Here is a 16,672-nt window from a genome sequence, read left to right on the forward strand (position 1 = left end):
GCATGGCCCTACTGCAGATTGCCGAACCCGGTCAAAGCCCCCAGCCGCACCAGCGCCGCCTGGCGGTGGGGATCGACCTGGGTACCACCAACTCTCTGGTCGCCGCACTGCGCAGCGGCCGTAGCGAGCCCCTGCCCGACGTGCAGGGTAACGTCATTCTGCCGTCCGCGGTGCGCTACCTCGAAGGGCGTAACGAAGTGGGGCAGGCTGCGCGTGACGCCGCTTCCAGCGACCCGCTGAACACCGTGCTTTCGGTCAAACGCCTGATGGGGCGCGGCCTGGCCGACGTCAAGCAACTGGGCGAACAGCTGCCGTACCGCTTTGTTGGCGGCGAGTCGCACATGCCGTTCATCGATACCGTGCAAGGCCCGAAAAGCCCGGTAGAAGTGTCCGCCGACATCCTCAAGGTGCTGCGCGAGCGTGCCGAGGCTACCCTGGGCGGTGAGCTGGTGGGCGCGGTGATCACCGTGCCGGCCTATTTCGACGACGCCCAGCGCCAGGCCACCAAGGACGCTGCGCGCCTGGCCGGCCTGAACGTGTTGCGCCTGCTCAACGAACCGACCGCTGCCGCCGTGGCCTATGGCCTGGACCAGAACGCCGAAGGCGTTGTGGCCATCTATGACCTGGGCGGCGGTACCTTCGATATTTCCATCCTGCGCCTGACGGCTGGCGTGTTCGAAGTGCTGGCCACCGGTGGCGATACAGCCCTGGGTGGTGATGATTTCGATCACGCGATCGCTGGCTGGATCATCGAACAGGCCGGCCTGTCGTCCGACCTCGACCCGGCCACCCAGCGCACGCTGCTGCAAACTGCCTGCGCCGCCAAGGAAGCCCTGACCGACGCCGACGTGGTCAGCGTTAGCCATGGTGCCTGGCAGGGTGAGCTGAGCCGCGCCGGCTTCGAGGCCATGATCGAACCGCTGGTCGCTCGTAGCCTCAAGGCCTGCCGCCGCGCGGTGCGCGACAGTGGCGTCGAGCTGGAAGAGGTCAGCGCCGTGGTCATGGTCGGTGGCTCGACCCGCGTCCCGCGTGTGCGCGAAGCCGTGGGCACGTTGTTTGGCCGCACCCCGCTGACCTCGATCGACCCCGACCAGGTGGTGGCCATCGGTGCCGCCATCCAGGCCGATACCCTGGCCGGCAACCGTCGCGAAGGTGGCGAGCTGCTGCTGCTCGATGTCATCCCGTTGTCGCTCGGTCTCGAGACCATGGGCGGGTTGATGGAGAAGGTGATCCCCCGCAATACCACCATTCCGGTAGCGCGCGCCCAGGAGTTCACCACCTATAAAGATGGCCAGACGGCCATGATGATTCATGTGCTGCAGGGCGAGCGCGAGCTGATCAGCGACTGCCGCTCACTGGCGCGCTTCGAGCTGCGCGGCATTCCGGCGATGGTTGCCGGTGCGGCAAAAATTCGCGTCACCTTCCAGGTTGATGCCGACGGCCTGCTCAGCGTCGCGGCCCGTGAACTGGGCTCGGGCGTTGAGGCCAGCATCCAGGTCAAGCCATCCTACGGCCTGACCGACGGCGAAATCGCCCGCATGCTCAAGGACTCCTTCGAACACGCAGGTTCCGACAAGCAGGCCCGCCAGTTGCGCGAGCACCAGGTGGACGGTGAACGCCTGCTTGAAGCGGTACAGGGCGCCCTGGACGCCGACGGCGAGCGCCTGCTCAGCAGCGACGAGCGCGACGCCATCGAATACCAGATGCAGGAACTACGTGATTTGCTGACCGGCACCGATGGCGCAGCCATCGAGCAACAGACCAAGCGTCTGTCGCAGGTGACCGACGCATTTGCCGCCCGTCGCCTTGATTCGACGGTCAAAGCCGCACTGGCCGGGCGCAACCTGAATGAGATCGAGGAGTAACCGATGCCGCTGGTGACATTCCTGCCGCACGAGAAGTTCTGCCCCGAAGGGCTGAGCGTGGAGGTCAAGCCCGGGACCAACATCCTGGAACTGGCCCACGACCATCACATCGAGATGGAAAGCGCCTGCGGCGGCGTCAAAGCCTGCACCACTTGCCATTGCATCGTGCGCAAGGGCTTCGACTCGTTGGAAGAAGCCGACGAGCTGGAAGAGGACATGCTGGACAAGGCCTGGGGCCTGGAGGCGCAGTCGCGCCTTGGCTGCCAGGTGGTCGTCGGTGATCAGGACCTGACCATCGAGATCCCCAAGTATTCACTCAACCACGCTGCCGAAGCACCGCACTGAGGGCCTGTACATGAGTCTGAAATGGGTTGATGTACTTGAAATCGCAATCCAGCTTGCAGAAAGCAAGCCGGAGGTCGATCCTCGTTATGTAAATTTCGTCGACCTGCACCGCTGGGTGTTGGCATTGCCAGCGTTCAGCGACGATCCGTCACGCGGCGGTGAGAAAGTGCTCGAGGCAATCCAGGCCGCCTGGATCGACGAAGCCGACTAAGCGTCATCTGCAGGTTAGGCAATCCCCCAGAACCCGCGTATAATTCGCGGGTTTAATTTTTCGTAACACTCATATTCTGGAGTTTTCCATGGCTGTTCAACGTACTTTCTCGATCATCAAGCCTGACGCTGTTGCCAAAAACGTCATCGGCAAGATCACCACTCGCTTCGAAGAAGCTGGCCTGAAAATCGTTGCCTCGAAAATCAAGCAACTGTCCAAAGCCGAAGCCGAAGGCTTCTACGCTGAGCACAGCGAGCGCGGCTTCTTCGCCGACCTGGTTGCCTTCATGACTTCCGGCCCAGTCGTTGTTCAGGTTCTGGAAGGCGAAAACGCCATCGCTCTGAACCGTGAGCTGATGGGCGCTACCAACCCTAAAGAAGCTGCTGCCGGCACCATCCGCGCTGACTTCGCCGAGTCGATCGACGCCAACGCCGTTCACGGTTCGGACTCCGAAGCTGCTGCTGCTCGCGAAATCGCTTACTTCTTCGCTGCTACCGAGGTAACCACTCGCTAAGCGAAAGCTTACGGGTGAGGGTGAATCCATGACGACATCTACTGGCAAAATCAACCTGTTGGGTCTGACCCAGCCGGAAATGGAACAATTCTTCGACTCAATCGGGGAGAAGCGCTTCCGTGCCGGCCAGGTGATGAAATGGATTCACCATTTTGGCGTCGATGATTTCGCCGCCATGACGAACGTCGGCAAGGTCTTGCGTGAAAAGCTCGAGGCTGTTGCCGAAATTCGCCCACCGGAAGTGGTCAGTGAAGACATTTCCGCCGACGGCACCCGCAAGTGGGTGATCCGCGTTGCCTCTGGCAGCTGCGTCGAGACCGTCTACATCCCCACCGACGATCGCGGCACCTTGTGCGTATCGTCGCAAGCCGGCTGTGCCCTGGACTGCAGCTTCTGCTCCACCGGCAAGCAAGGCTTCAACAGCAACCTCACCGCCGCTGAAGTGATCGGCCAGGTGTGGCTTGCCAACAAATCCTTCGGGACCGTTCCTGCCAAAGTCGACCGCGCTATTACCAACGTGGTCATGATGGGCATGGGCGAGCCTTTGCTGAACTTCGACAACGTCATCGCTGCCATGAAAATCATGATGGATGACTTGGGCTATGGCATTTCCAAGCGTCGCGTCACCCTGTCCACGTCGGGCGTGGTGCCGATGATCGACGAACTGGCCAAGCACATCGACGTGTCGCTGGCCCTGTCGCTGCACGCACCGAACGACGAACTGCGCAACAAGCTGGTACCGATCAACAAGAAGTATCCGCTGAAAATGCTGCTGGAATCGTGCATGGGCTATATGTCCACGCTGGGTGGCAAGCGCGTGCTCACCGTCGAGTACACCCTGCTCAAGGACGTCAATGACCAGCCTGAGCATGCCGCGCAGATGATCGAACTGCTGCGTGACGTACCGTGCAAGATCAACCTGATCCCGTTCAACCCGTTCCCGCATTCCGGCTACGAGCGGCCAAGCAATAACGCCATTCGCCGCTTCCAGGACCTGTTGCACCACGGTGGCTTCAACGTCACTACCCGCACCACCCGTGGCGACGACATCGACGCCGCCTGTGGCCAGCTGGTCGGCCAGGTCAACGACCGCACCCGCCGCAGCGAACGCTACATTGCCGTGCGCCAGCTTTCCGCAGACGTTGAGCTGCAAGACAGCACCGCTAGCCACTGACCGGGACTTTGCCCATGAGCCTGCGCGCCGCGCTATCGATCCTTGCGCTTTCGCTGCTGGCTGGCTGCGTGTCGGGCGGCGCAGGCGACCCTCTGGCCAGCCGACAGGGCAGGGTAGAGGCGGGTCGGGCCTACGTGCAGCTTGGGCTGGGTTATTTGCAACAGGGTTTGACCGAGCAGGCCAAGGCGCCGCTGGGCAAAGCCCTGGCCCTGGACAGCCGTGATGCCGATGCGCACGCCGCCCTTGCGCTGGTGTTCCAGGCCGAAGGCGAACCGGCGCTGGCCGAAAGCCACTTCGGCAAGGCGCTGCAGGCACGCACGGGCGACACGCGAATTCGCAACAATTACGGCAGTTTCCTTTATGCTCAAGGGCGATTTGCCGAGGCCGAGCAGATGTTTCGCCTAGCCAGCGGCGATACCCTGTATCCTGAGCGTTCACGTGTGTACGAGAACCTGGGCCTGACCGCGTTGAAACTTGAGCGCCGCGACCAGGCGCACACGTATCTGCTAAAAGCTTTGCAACTCAACCAACGGCAACCGAGAGCGTTGCTGGAAATGGCTGAGTTGGCCTACGAAAACAGGCATTATGTGCCAGCCCGGGACTACTACGATCGTTTCAGCCAGTTGAGCGACCACGATGCCCGTAGCCTGCTGCTGGGCAGCCGCCTTGCTCGAGTATTCGACGAGCAGGGCACACTGGCCGAGCTGGGCCAGCAATTACAACGACTTTATCCCGGTACGCCGGAATATCAGCAATACCTGTCGGAGCAACGATGAACGCCGCGCATCCCGAAGTAGCAGTAGCGCCTGGCCAGAACCCCGGTGAGCTTTTGCGCCAGGCCCGTGAGAAACGGGACTGGTCACAAGCCGAGGTGGCCCGCAAGCTCAACCTCACTGTCAGTTCGTTGAACCACGTGGAAACCGGCGCCTTCGACAAGCTGCCCGGGCATACCTTTGCCCGTGGCTACATCCGCGCCTATGCCAAGCTGATGGAGCTGGACCAAGCCGCCTTGGTAGAGGCCTTCGACCGCTACACTGGCACCCATGCCAAAGGCAGCGACGTGCACTCGCTGGGCCGCATCGAAGAGCCGGTTCGCTTGTCGCACAACATCCTGCGCGGCGTCAGCCTGCTGCTGCTGGTGGCAGTGGTCGGCGGCGGCTTCGTCTGGTGGCAAGACCAAGGCAGCCTGCGTGGCAAGGACCTGGCCAAGATCGCCCTGGAACACGTCGAAGTCGAAAGCGCCGACGGCACCACTCAAATTCACCCGCTCGATGAGCCTGAAGACCAAGCCGTTTCCGCAGGCCAGCAGCCCGAAAGCGCGCCGCTGCCGCTGGAGCAGGCGGCACCCGAGCAGCCTGCCACCGAACCGGCAGTAGCCAGCCCGGCACCCGTCGCCGGCGCAGCGCCAGCCCCGGCAACCGCCCAGCAGGCGCCTGCACAGCCAGCCGCCAGCGCGCCTGCCGTTGTGCCTGCCCCGGTAGCACCGGCTGCGCCGGCGCTGGCCGCTGCGGCCCCCGTTGCACCTGCACCTGCACCTGCACCCGCACCCGCCGCGGTGCCGGCGGGCAGCGCCAAAGTTGCCATCCAGTTCACCGCCGATTGCTGGACCCAGGTGAGTGACGGCAACGGCAAAGTGTTGTTCAGCGCCGTCAAGCGCAAGGGGGACAACCTCGAGCTGACCGGCAAACCGCCGTTCTCGGTACGCCTGGGCTTTGCCCGTGGTGCACAGATCAGCTACAACGGCCAAGCCGTCGATGTTGCCCCGTTCACAAGTGGCGAGACCGCTCGCCTGAAGTTGGGACAGTAAGCCATGCACGGTGAATCTCCGATCAAACGTCGCGAATCCCGCAAAATCTGGGTTGGCAATGTGCCGGTGGGTGGTGATGCCCCCATCGCGGTGCAGAGCATGACCAATACCGACACCAACGATGTGGCGGCTACCGTGGCGCAAATCCAGCGCCTGGTCGATGCCGGCGTGGACATCGTGCGGGTATCGGTGCCAGACATGGACGCCGCCGAAGCTTTCGGCAAGATCAAGCAACGGGTCAGTGTGCCGCTGGTCGCCGACATCCACTTCGACTACAAAATCGCCCTGCGCGTAGCCGAACTCGGCGTCGACTGCCTGCGTATCAACCCGGGCAATATCGGCCGTGAAGACCGTGTGCGTGCCGTGGTCGATGCCGCCCGTGACCGTGGCATCCCGATCCGTATCGGCGTCAACGCCGGCTCCCTGGAAAAAGACCTGCAGAAGAAGTACGGCGAGCCGACCCCAGCCGCGCTGGTAGAGTCGGCCCTGCGCCACGTCGAGCACCTCGATCGCCTGGACTTCCAGGACTTCAAAGTCAGCGTCAAGGCCTCTGACGTGTTCATGGCCGTCGAAGCCTACCGCCTGCTGGCCAAGCAGATCGTGCAGCCGCTGCATCTAGGCATCACCGAAGCCGGTGGCCTGCGTTCGGGGACGGTGAAATCCGCTGTCGGCCTCGGTATGCTGCTGGCCGAAGGCATTGGCGATACCATCCGTATCTCGCTGGCGGCCGACCCGGTCGAAGAAGTGAAGGTCGGCTACGACATCCTCAAGTCGCTGCACCTGCGCTCGCGTGGCATCAACTTCATCGCCTGCCCAAGCTGCTCGCGGCAGAACTTCGATGTGGTCAAGACCATGAACGAGCTGGAAGGGCGCTTGGAGGACCTGCTGGTGCCGCTGGACGTGGCGGTAATCGGTTGTGTGGTCAACGGCCCGGGCGAAGCCAAGGAAGCCCATGTTGGGTTGACCGGCGGTACGCCCAACCTGATCTACATCGACGGCAAGCCTGCGCAAAAACTGACCAATGACAACCTGGTCGATGAGCTGGAAAAACTCATCCGCCAGAAAGCGGCCGAAAAGGCCGAAGCCGACGCGGCGCTGATCGCCCGTGGCTGACACACAGAATTCGTAAGGATTATTCGTGAGCAAATCGCTGCAAGCCATCCGTGGCATGAACGACATCCTGCCTGAACAGTCGCCGCTGTGGCGCTACTTCGAAGGCACTGTGGCCGGCCTGCTGGACACCTACGGGTACAGCCAGATCCGCACGCCCATCGTCGAGTTCACCGAGCTGTTCAAGCGCTCTATCGGTGAAGTGACCGACATCGTCGAAAAAGAGATGTACACCTTCGAGGACCGCAACGGCGATTCGCTGACCCTGCGCCCCGAAGGCACTGCCGCCTGCGTGCGTGCCGTGCTCGAGCATGGCATCACCGGCAACGGCCAGGTGCAGAAGCTGTGGTACATCGGCCAGATGTTCCGCCACGAGCGCCCACAGAAGGGCCGCTACCGCCAGTTCCACCAGATTGGCGTCGAAGTGTTCAACCTGGACGGCCCGGACATCGACGCTGAGCTGATCATGCTGACCTGGCGCCTGTGGGGCCTGCTGGGCATTCAGGACGCAGTCAAGCTCGAGCTCAATAGCCTGGGCACCAGCGAAGCCCGCGCGCGCTACCGTGATGCGTTGGTCGAGTTTCTGTCGGCACGCCTGGAGCAGTTGGACGAAGACAGCCAGCGCCGCTTGAAGAGCAACCCGCTGCGCATCCTCGACAGCAAGGACCAGAATACCCAGGCGGTATTGATTGGCGCGCCGAAGTTGGAAGACTACCTGGACGAAGAATCGCGCGTACACTTCGAGGGCCTCAAGGCCCGCCTGGACGCCGCCGGCATTCCGTTCGTGATCAACACCAAGCTGGTGCGCGGCCTCGACTACTACAGCAAGACCGTGTTCGAGTGGGTGACCGACAAGCTCGGCGCCCAGGGCACCGTGTGCGCAGGTGGCCGCTACGATGGCCTGGTCGAGCAGATGGGCGGCAAGCCGACCACCGGCGTGGGTTTCGCCATGGGCATCGAGCGCCTGATTCTGCTGCTGGAAACCCTGGGCAAGGTGCCCGAGTCCATCAGCCGCCAGATCGACGTCTACCTGTGTGCCTTTGGCGAGCAGGCAGAAATCGCTGGCCTGCGCCTTTCCGAAGGCCTGCGTGATCGCCTACCGGGCTTGCGCCTGGCGGTCAACGCCGGTGGCGGCAGCTTCAAGAGCCAGTTCAAGAAAGCCGACAAGAGCGGCGCGCTGTTCGCCCTGATCCTCGGTGACGACGAGCTGGCCAAGCAAGAGATCGGCGTCAAGCCCCTGCGTGGCCAGGGCGAACAACAGAACATTGCCTGGGATGCTCTGGCTGAGCACCTGGAAACCGCGATCGCCCAGGCGTAACGCGGTTCAACAAGCGAATAGGCGAAAAGGAGTATTGGGGTGTCGAGTACCGATGATGATCTGGTAGGGGTCAAGGACTGGTGGAACCGCAACGGCAAGCCGCTGCTGACCGGTGCCCTGCTGGCTGGCGTGGTGGTGTTGGGCTGGAATACCTGGCACAAATACCAGAACAATCAGTCGCAAGGTGCCTCGCAGCTGTATCAGGCCTTGCTGGAAACCAGCCTGACGCCGACCGGCCAACCGGATGCGACCAAGGTCGCGGAACTGGCCGGCAAGCTCAAGAGCGAGTTCGGCGGTACCGCCTATGCCCAGTACGGCAGCCTGTTCGTGGCCAAGGTCGCGGTCGAGAGCGGCAAGCTCGACGACGCTGCTGCCGAGCTGAAGAGCGTGCTGGACAAGCCGGCCGACGTCACCCTGGGTGAAATTTCGCGCCAGCGCCTGGCACGTGTGCTGGCCGCCCAGAACAAGGCCGAGGACGCCCTCAAACTGCTCGACGGCGACGCCGAAAAAGCCTTCCTGGCCAGCCGTGAAGAATTGAAGGGTGACCTGCTGGTGCAGTTGGGTCGCGCCGACGACGCGCACAGCGCTTACGAGAAAGCCAAGGCTGCGTTGTCCGATGAGGCGGCGGTCGGTGGCCTGCAATTGAAGCTGGATGACCTGGCCAAAGGGGACGCGTAAGTGATCGGTTGGAAACATGCAGCAGTGCTGACCCTGGCCGTACTGGCCGCAGGTTGCAGCAGCAACAGCAAGAAGGAACTGCCCCCGGCCGAGCTGACCAAGTTCACCGAGGAAGTGGTGCTGAAAAAGCAGTGGAGCCGTTCGATCGGTGACGGCCAGGGTGAAACTTACAACACCCTGGTACCGGCCATCGAAAACGACCGTATCTACGCGTCTGACGTCAACGGTGAAGTTTTCGCCCTCGACCGCATCAGCGGCGACGTGGTGTGGAAGCAGGACCTCGAGCTGCCGGTATCCGGCGCTGTCGGCGTTGGCTATGGCCTGGTCATGCTTGGCACCCTGAAGGGTGAAGTCATTGCCCTGGACTCCAGCACCGGTGAGGAGCGCTGGCGCTCCCGCGTGACCAGCGAAGTGCTGGCCCCGCCTGCCAACAACGGTGATGTGGTGGTGGTGCAGACCCAGGACGACCGCCTGATCGGCCTGGATGCCGCCACTGGCGACCGCCGCTGGATCTACGAAAATACCCCGGCCGTGCTGACCCTGCGTGGCACCGGTGCGCCGATCGCTACTAACCGCCTGGCGGTTGCTGGCCTGTCCACCGGCAAGGTGGTGGCGGTGGACATCAACAACGGCGTGCCGGTGTGGGAAAGCCGCGTGGCGATTCCGCAGGGTCGTTCCGAGCTGGACCGTGTCGTCGACATTGACGGCGGTATGCTGCTGTCTGGTGGTACCCTGTACGTCAGCACCTACCAGGGCCGCGTTGCGGGCCTGGACCTGGAAAGCGGCCGTGTGCTGTGGCAGCGCGATGCCTCCAGCTATGTGGGTGTCGCTCAGGGCTTCGGTAACGTCTACGTCAGCGAAGCTTCGGGGACTGTAGAAAGCGTCGACGAGCGCTCGTCCAGCGCGCTGTGGACCAACGACAGCATGGCCCGCCGCCAGTTGTCGGCACCTGAAGTGTTCTCCAGCTACGTGGCGGTGGGTGACTTCGAGGGTTACCTGCACCTGCTGAGCCAGGTCGATGGCCGCTTCGTCGGCCGTGAGCGAATCGACAGTGATGGCCTGCGTGCCCGCCCACTTGTGGTCGGCGACACCATCTACGTCTTTGGCAACAGCGGCAAGCTCGAGGCACTGACCATCCGCTGAAGCTATGCTTGAAGCCTTGGCGGGTTTCAAGCCGCGGCGTAGGACACGCCGCCCGAACTCCGGCCGCTGCCTTGCAGCGGCCTTTGCATTTTCAAGAATTCAAGAGTGGAGAGCCGAATGGTTCCCGTAATCGCCTTGGTGGGCCGCCCGAACGTCGGCAAATCCACCATGTTCAACCGCTTGACCAAAACCCGCGATGCCATCGTCGGTGACCTGTCGGGCCTGACCCGTGACCGCCAGTACGGTGATGCCAGCTGGCAGGGTCGCTCCTTCATCCTGATCGACACCGGTGGTATCACCGGCGACGAAGTGGGCATGGACGAGAAAATGGCCGAGCAGTCGCTCATGGCCATCGAAGAAGCCGACTATGTGCTGTTCCTGGTCGATGCCCGTGCCGGCATGACCGCGGCCGACCAGATGATTGCCGACCACCTGCGCAAGCGCAACAAATCGGCCATCCTGGTAGCCAACAAGATCGACAACATCGACCCGGACATCGCCCGCGCCGAGTTCTCGCCGTTGGGCATGGGTAACGCGATTCCGGTAGCCGGCTCGCAGGGCCGTGGTATCAACGCCTTGATGGAATCGCTGCTCGGCCATATACCGCGTGACGCCGACGAAGAAGCGCTCGAGCAGGACGTCGCCGAAGGCGAAGAAGCTGTTCGCATTCCAGGCCCGAGCGAGAAAGATGGTATCAAAATTGCCATCATCGGCCGCCCGAACGTGGGCAAGTCGACCCTGGTCAACCGCATGCTCGGCGAAGAGCGCGTGGTGGTGTACGACGAGCCGGGTACCACCCGCGACAGTATCTACATCCCGTTCGAGCGTGATGGCGACAAGTACACCTTCATCGACACCGCCGGGGTGCGCAAGCGCGGCAAGATCCACGAGGAAGTCGAGAAGTTCTCGGTGGTCAAGACGCTGCAGGCGATCAAGGACGCCAACGTCGTCATCTTCGTAATGGACGCCCGTGAAGGGGTGGTCGACCATGACCTGAACCTGCTGGGCTTCGCCCTCGAGGCCGGCCGCGCCATCGTCATCGCCCTGAACAAGTGGGATGGCATGGAGCCGGGTGAGCGCGCTTACGTGAAGACCGAGCTGGAGCGCCGGCTGTTCTTCGTCGACTTCGCCGACATCCACTTCATCTCCGCCTTGCACGGCACCGGCGTGGGCAACCTGTACAAGTCGGTGCAGGCCGCGTTCACCTCTGCTGTGACCCGCTGGCCAACCAGCCGCCTGACGCAGATCCTCGAAGATGCTGTCAGCGAGCACCAGCCACCGCTGGTTAACGGCCGCCGCATCAAGCTGCGTTACGCCCACCTCGGTGGTGCCAACCCGCCGCTGATCGTGATCCACGGCAACCAGACCGAGAGCATTCCCAAGTCGTACTCGCGCTACCTGGAAAACACCTACCGCCGTGTGCTGAAGCTGGTTGGTACGCCGATCCGCATCGAGTACAAGGGCGGTGAGAACCCGTACGAGGGCAAGAAGAACACCCTCACCGACCGCCAGGTCAACAAGAAACGCCGCTTGATGTCGCACCACAAGAAGGCCGAGAAGAAGCGCCGCGACAAGCGCTGATTCCGCGTCAGCTTCTTCGCGGGTGAACCCGCTCCCACAGGTACTGCACAGTATTTGAAATCTGTGAGGTCCCTGTGGGCGCGGGTGAACCCGCGAAGAGCCCCTTTGACCCAGCGCAATACCCCCATCGTTTCAACCTTTTTCCTGACCGCTCGATCCGCTATGCTCGGACTCTACCCCGTGCCGGATACACCCCAGGAAAGAGGGCTTCATGATCCGCAGCAAACTGCCGAATGTCGGCACGACCATCTTCACTACCATGTCCCAGCTCGCCATGCAGACTGGCGCGCTCAACCTGTCCCAGGGCTTCCCCGACTTCAATGGCCCACAGGCGCTGCTCGACGCAGTCGGCCGGCATGTGGCTGCCGGGCATAACCAGTATTCGCCGATGACCGGCTTGCCGGCGCTGCGCCAGCAAGTGGCGGCCAAGGTCGAACGCTTGTACGGGGCCAGGGTGGATGCCGACCAAGAAGTGACCGTCACCCCCGGCGCCACCGAGGCGATCTTCTGTGCCATCCAGGCGGTGGTCCATGCCGGTGACGAAGTGATCGTCTTCGACCCTTGCTACGACAGCTACGAGCCGTCCGTGGAACTGGCCGGTGGCCGCTGCGTGCATGTGCAACTGAGCGATGGCGACTTCCGTATCGACTGGCAGACGTTCAGCGATGCCCTCAGCCCGCGCACACGCATGGTCATCCTCAATTCGCCGCATAACCCCAGCGGTGCGCTGATCACCCGCGAAGACCTTGACCAGCTCGCCCGCCTTATCGCCGACCGCGATATCTACCTGGTCAGCGACGAAGTCTACGAGCACCTGCTGTTTGACGGCGTGCGCCACGCCAGCGTGCTGGCCCATGAGCAGCTGTATCAACGCGCCTTCGTGGTCAGCTCATTCGGCAAAACCTACCACGTCACCGGCTGGAAGACCGGTTACGTGATCGCCCCGCCCGCGCTGAGCGCCGAGTTGCGCAAAGTGCACCAGTACGTCAACTTCTGCGGCGTGACGCCATTGCAGTGCGCCCTGGCCGATTTCATGGCTGCGCACCCCGAGCATATCGACGAATTGCCGGCCTTCTACCAGGCCAAGCGCGACCTGTTCTGCGGCTTGCTGGAGGGTTCGCGATTCAGTTTTACCCGCACGGCGGGCACTTATTTCCAGCTGGTGGACTATTCGCAGATCCGCCCGGACCTGAACGATGTTGACATGTCGCTGTGGCTGACCCGTGAGCACGGCGTGGCGACCATCCCGGTGTCGGTGTTCTACCAGCAACCCATCCCCGAGCAACGCCTGGTCCGCCTGTGCTTTGCCAAACGAGAGGAGACGCTGCGTCAGGCAGCGGAAAAACTATGCGCGATCTGAGTGAACTGCCAAACCTGAAAGTTGCCCTGGTGCAGACCACCCTGGCCTGGCACGACCGTGAGGCCAACTATGCGCACTTCGAGGTGCTGCTGGAGCAGGCGGGCGAGGTGGACCTGGTAATCTTGCCGGAAATGTTCACCACCGGTTTCTCGATGCAGTCGGAAAGCCTGGCCGAACCGGAGCATGGCCCAACCTACAAATGGCTTAAGGCTCAGGCGAAGAAGTACAACGCGGTGATTACTGGCAGCGTGATCATTCAGGCCGCCGATGGCAGCCACCGCAACCGCCTGCTGTGGGCGCGGCCGGACGGCGAGATTTTGCATTATGACAAGCGCCACCTCTTCCGCATGGCCGGTGAACACAAGCATTACACCCCGGGCGAGCGCCAGGTGCAGTTCGAATTGAAGGGCTGGCGGATTCGCCCGCTGATCTGCTACGACCTGCGCTTCCCAGTGTGGAGCCGCGACGCCCAGGACACCGACCTGCTGCTGTACACCGCCAACTGGCCCGCCGCGCGCCGCCAGCACTGGAACCGCCTGCTGCCGGCGCGGGGTATCGAGAACCTGTGCTATGTGGCAGCGGTCAACCGAGTGGGCACGGACGGCAAGGGCTTTGCCTATTCCGGCGACAGCCAGGTGCTGGACTTCCAGGGCGAGAGCCTGCTCAGTGCCGGGGAGGCGGATGGGGTGTTTACTGCGGTGCTGAGTGCGGCGGAATTGGCGGCGTACCGGGCCAAGTTCCCGGCCAACCTGGATGCCGATACCTTCGAGCTGCACTGACAGCCCGCTACCGGCCTCTTCGCGGGTAAACCCGCTCCTACAGGATCCTCACAGCTTTCGAATTCTGTGCTGTACCTGTGGGTATACCCGCGAAGGGGCCGGTGCTGGTTACATCAATTTTCGATCAATACACGTCTCGCCGATACCGCCCATCCTCGATCAGCTGCTGTACTACCGCTGCTCCGAGAATGCCATTAAGCGCTGCGTCGACCCCCGCCGCCATCCCTTGCAGGCTGCCGCAAACATACACACAGGCGCCATCCGCCACCCAGCGCTTGAACTCATCGGCCTGCTGCAGCAACACATCCTGCACATACACCTTCTCGGCCTGATCCCGCGAAAACGCCAGGTCCAGGCGTGCCAGGTCGCCGCTGTCCAACCAGCCTTGAAGCTCGTCACCACACAGCAGGTCATGCGCCCGGTTGCGCTCGCCGAACAGCAGCCAGTTGCGTTGCTCCCCAACATTCACTCGTGCGCGGATCAGGCTACGCAGGCCGGCCAGGCCAGTACCGTTGCCGATCAGGATCATTGGTGCAGCAGCTTCGGGCAGGTGGAAGGCGCCGTTGCGCCGCAGGCGCAGGCTCAGCGTACCGTTCAGTGGCAGGTACTCGGTGAGCCAGCCGGAGCCTAGGCCTAGGTGGCCATCGGTGTGGCGTTCCTGGCGCACGATCAGCTCCAGCACGCCATCGCTGGCGATCGAGGCGATCGAGTATTCGCGGCTGCCGATCGGCACCAGTGCGTCGACCAGCGCTTGTGGCTGCAAGCCGATCAGGTGATCGCGACGGGCCGGCAGCTGGCGACCGGCCAGGGCCTGGGCAAGGGTTTCGCTCAGGCCATTTACCTGCACCTTGGCCCCGGGGGCCAAGGCCATGCCGTGGAGAAACGCATCGATCCGTGCCTGGCCGTTGAGTGGCAGGATTTCCACCAAGTCACCGGCCTCCCAGCTGGCGGGTTGTGCCGGTTGCAGGCCGAGCAGGTACACCGGCTGGCCTAGGCTGCCCGGGTTGAGCAACTCGCGGCGCACCAGCGACCAGTTGCCAAAACTCGGTGGCTGCCAGGCGGCCACCGGCTGGGCACCGGTCAGTTGCGCCAGTTCCTGTTGCCACTGCTGCAGGGCGGCCTGGTCGGCATTGTCCACTTCCACCGGGCTGAACGCGCTGCTGGCACCACGCTCACCTAGCCAGGCTTGCAGGCGGCGGGCAAAGCCGCAGAAGTGCGGGTATTGGCGGTCGCCAAGGGCGAGCACGGCGTAGCTCAGGTTGCTCAGCGCCCAGGGCTGGCCGAGTACTTTGCGCTCGAAGCCGCGTGCACTGTCAGGCGCCTCGCCGTCACCAAAGGTGCTGACCACAAACAACGCGCGGCGGGCTTGGCGCAAGTCGTTTTCACCCAGTTCTGCCAGGGCGCGCACCTGCACCGGCAGCCCGGCGGCTTGCAGTTGGCCGGCGCTCTGCCAGGCCAGTTGTTCGGCAAAGCCGCTCTGGCTGGCAAAACCAATCAGCCAGCCGTCGCTGCTGGCGTCGCTGCTGGCAACGTTGCCACGGGCAGTGCGTGCCTGGCGCTTTTTGCGGCGGCGGTCGAGGTACAGCAGCCAGCCGGTGACGAAGAACAGCGGCATGGTCAGGCTGGCGAGGGTGACGATAATGCGCCCCGGCAGGCCGAAGTATTCGCCCACGTGCAGGGCATAGACGCTCTGCAGCAGCTGGGCCTTGAAGGACTTGTCGCGGTAGCGGTCATGTTTTTTCACCTGGCCGGTGGCCGGGTCCAGCACCAGAGTGTTGAAGGCGCGTGGGTGGTCGGCGTCGTCCAGCAGGTAGAACAGGTTGGCCGGCTGGCCGCCAGCCGGTGGCAGGCGCAGGTTGTACATGGCCAGGCTCGGGCCGGCGGCGGCCTTGAGGTTGGCCCAGATCGCATCGTAGTCGACCACCAGCGGCGGGGCGTTGTTGTCGCTTTTCTGCGGCCCGTGGCGGCCACGGCCTTCGCCGCGTTTTTGCTGTTGGCCGGCGGCTGGGGCGTCGGCCAGCAGCTTGTTCAGGCCTTCGCGGTACCACTCGTAGGACCAGAACAGCCCCGTCAGGGCGAACAGCAAGTAAAACAGCAGGCACCAAGTGCCAGCCACGGCGTGCAGGTCCCAATTGAAAGCGCGACCTTTCTTGGCCCAGTCGAAGGTTAGCCAGGTACGCCAGTCCAGTGCCTTGCGCGGCCAGCGCAGGTACAAGCCAGAGAGGCAGAAGAACACCAGCATCAGTGTGCAAGCACCGGTGATCTGCCGGCCGGTATCGCCCATGGCCAGGAAACGGTGCAGGTTGAGCATGAGGTTGAAGAAGCCTTGCCCGGCCACTTCGCCCTTGAGTTCGCCGGTGTACGGGTCGGCATAGCGCAGCTGGCCGCGGCGTTCGCCCGGGGCTGGCGTGAAGAAGACCCGCGCGGCATTGCCATCGCGTATGTCCACCCACAGCATCGCCACCTTGTCCTGTTGCTGGGCCTCGACCCGCTGAACCAGCGCGGCCGGGGGCAGCACGCCTTCGGCGCGTACCTCTACCTTGAGTACATCGGCATTGAACGCGCGTAGCAGTTCTTCCTGAAACGAGTACAAGGCACCGGTGATACCCATCAAGGCCAGCACCAGGCCCGCGGTGATGCCAAAGAACCAGTGCAATTGGAACAGCGTCTTCTTCACCACGTCTCTCACCTTGAATGGCTGCCGCTACCTGCGCGGCGTGCATTATGCCTTGATACGCGAACGCCCCGCTCATAGGCAATGAACGGGGCGGGGGCTAGTTGTCAGGC

General features: G+C 63.1%; 15 protein-coding genes. 14 read left to right on the plus strand and 1 reads right to left on the minus strand.

The annotated features are described in order from the left end of the window. Positions 1–2 precede the first annotated feature (2 nt). From hscA to DV532_RS04550, 14 genes are all read left to right on the plus strand, one after another. Positions 3–1,865, plus strand: a complete 1,863-nt coding sequence (gene hscA, locus DV532_RS04480) for a Fe-S protein assembly chaperone HscA (protein ID WP_056795789.1) — start codon at positions 3–5, stop codon at positions 1,863–1,865. 3 nt (positions 1,866–1,868) lie between these two features. Further along, positions 1,869–2,210, plus strand: coding sequence for an ISC system 2Fe-2S type ferredoxin (gene fdx / locus DV532_RS04485; protein ID WP_056795792.1), 342 nt, complete (start codon positions 1,869–1,871; stop codon positions 2,208–2,210). A gap of 10 nt (positions 2,211–2,220) precedes the next feature. Continuing rightward, the gene (gene iscX, locus DV532_RS04490) at positions 2,221–2,421 is read left to right on the plus strand and encodes a Fe-S cluster assembly protein IscX (RefSeq protein WP_056795795.1); all 201 of its coding nucleotides are present in this window, start codon (positions 2,221–2,223) and stop codon (positions 2,419–2,421) included. Between the two features lie 88 nt (positions 2,422–2,509). After that, positions 2,510–2,935: a nucleoside-diphosphate kinase gene (gene ndk / locus DV532_RS04495; RefSeq protein WP_056795798.1), complete on the plus strand. Its 426-nt coding sequence runs from the start codon at positions 2,510–2,512 to the stop codon at positions 2,933–2,935. Positions 2,936–2,963: 28 nt separating this feature from the next. Beyond that, positions 2,964–4,109: a 23S rRNA (adenine(2503)-C(2))-methyltransferase RlmN gene (gene rlmN / locus DV532_RS04500; protein ID WP_056795801.1), complete on the plus strand. Its 1,146-nt coding sequence runs from the start codon at positions 2,964–2,966 to the stop codon at positions 4,107–4,109. Positions 4,110–4,123: 14 nt separating this feature from the next. Then, positions 4,124–4,885: a type IV pilus biogenesis/stability protein PilW gene (gene pilW / locus DV532_RS04505; protein WP_056795804.1), complete on the plus strand. Its 762-nt coding sequence runs from the start codon at positions 4,124–4,126 to the stop codon at positions 4,883–4,885. Further along, a complete protein-coding gene (locus DV532_RS04510) occupies positions 4,882–5,916 on the plus strand; it encodes a RodZ domain-containing protein (protein WP_056795807.1) in 1,035 nt (344 codons plus the stop codon). Before pilW ends, DV532_RS04510 begins: the two co-directional genes overlap by 4 nt. 3 nt (positions 5,917–5,919) lie before the next feature. Then, positions 5,920–7,029, plus strand: a complete 1,110-nt coding sequence (ispG, locus tag DV532_RS04515; RefSeq protein ID WP_010952070.1) for a flavodoxin-dependent (E)-4-hydroxy-3-methylbut-2-enyl-diphosphate synthase — start codon at positions 5,920–5,922, stop codon at positions 7,027–7,029. A 25-nt stretch (positions 7,030–7,054) separates the two neighbouring features. Continuing rightward, on the plus strand, positions 7,055–8,344 hold the full coding sequence (gene hisS / locus DV532_RS04520) for a histidine--tRNA ligase (RefSeq protein ID WP_056795810.1): 1,290 nt from the start codon (positions 7,055–7,057) through the stop codon (positions 8,342–8,344). A 39-nt stretch (positions 8,345–8,383) separates the two neighbouring features. Then, positions 8,384–9,022: a tetratricopeptide repeat protein gene (locus DV532_RS04525; RefSeq protein WP_056795813.1), complete on the plus strand. Its 639-nt coding sequence runs from the start codon at positions 8,384–8,386 to the stop codon at positions 9,020–9,022. Beyond that, positions 9,023–10,165, plus strand: a complete 1,143-nt coding sequence (gene bamB / locus DV532_RS04530) for an outer membrane protein assembly factor BamB (RefSeq protein WP_056795815.1) — start codon at positions 9,023–9,025, stop codon at positions 10,163–10,165. It abuts the gene before it with no gap. Between the two features lie 117 nt (positions 10,166–10,282). Continuing rightward, entirely contained in the window at positions 10,283–11,746 is a 1,464-nt protein-coding gene (gene der / locus DV532_RS04535) for a ribosome biogenesis GTPase Der (RefSeq protein WP_056795821.1), read from the plus strand. A gap of 211 nt (positions 11,747–11,957) precedes the next feature. Next, complete coding sequence (locus DV532_RS04545; RefSeq protein ID WP_056795823.1) at positions 11,958–13,106, plus strand: pyridoxal phosphate-dependent aminotransferase; 1,149 nt, start codon at positions 11,958–11,960, stop codon at positions 13,104–13,106. Beyond that, complete coding sequence (locus DV532_RS04550; RefSeq protein ID WP_056795825.1) at positions 13,094–13,885, plus strand: amidohydrolase; 792 nt, start codon at positions 13,094–13,096, stop codon at positions 13,883–13,885. The genes DV532_RS04545 and DV532_RS04550 overlap by 13 nt, the downstream gene beginning before the upstream one ends. Before the next feature lie 124 nt (positions 13,886–14,009). On the opposite strand, the gene DV532_RS04555 is transcribed toward DV532_RS04550, so the two are convergent. Continuing rightward, the gene (locus tag DV532_RS04555) at positions 14,010–16,565 is read right to left on the minus strand and encodes a sulfite reductase flavoprotein subunit alpha (protein WP_056795827.1); all 2,556 of its coding nucleotides are present in this window, start codon (positions 16,563–16,565) and stop codon (positions 14,010–14,012) included. Positions 16,566–16,672: the final 107 nt, after the last annotated feature.

This window comes from Pseudomonas sp. Leaf58, assembly GCF_003627215.1.
GTDB lineage: Bacteria > Pseudomonadota > Gammaproteobacteria > Pseudomonadales > Pseudomonadaceae > Aquipseudomonas.

Excerpts from the sequence above, each read along its gene's own strand:
- ndk (WP_056795798.1), top strand. The coding sequence starts at position 2,510 with ATGGCTGTTCAACGTACTTTCTCGATCATCAAGCCTGACGCTGTTGCC.
- DV532_RS04550 (WP_056795825.1), top strand. The coding sequence starts at position 13,094 with ATGCGCGATCTGAGTGAACTGCCAAACCTGAAAGTTGCCCTGGTGCAG.
- pilW (WP_056795804.1), top strand. The coding sequence starts at position 4,124 with ATGAGCCTGCGCGCCGCGCTATCGATCCTTGCGCTTTCGCTGCTGGCT.
- iscX (WP_056795795.1), top strand. The coding sequence starts at position 2,221 with ATGAGTCTGAAATGGGTTGATGTACTTGAAATCGCAATCCAGCTTGCA.
- DV532_RS04510 (WP_056795807.1), top strand. The coding sequence starts at position 4,882 with ATGAACGCCGCGCATCCCGAAGTAGCAGTAGCGCCTGGCCAGAACCCC.
- DV532_RS04545 (WP_056795823.1), top strand. The coding sequence starts at position 11,958 with ATGATCCGCAGCAAACTGCCGAATGTCGGCACGACCATCTTCACTACC.
- ispG (WP_010952070.1), top strand. The coding sequence starts at position 5,920 with ATGCACGGTGAATCTCCGATCAAACGTCGCGAATCCCGCAAAATCTGG.
- der (WP_056795821.1), top strand. The coding sequence starts at position 10,283 with ATGGTTCCCGTAATCGCCTTGGTGGGCCGCCCGAACGTCGGCAAATCC.
- hscA (WP_056795789.1), top strand. The coding sequence starts at position 3 with ATGGCCCTACTGCAGATTGCCGAACCCGGTCAAAGCCCCCAGCCGCAC.
- rlmN (WP_056795801.1), top strand. The coding sequence starts at position 2,964 with ATGACGACATCTACTGGCAAAATCAACCTGTTGGGTCTGACCCAGCCG.
- fdx (WP_056795792.1), top strand. The coding sequence starts at position 1,869 with ATGCCGCTGGTGACATTCCTGCCGCACGAGAAGTTCTGCCCCGAAGGG.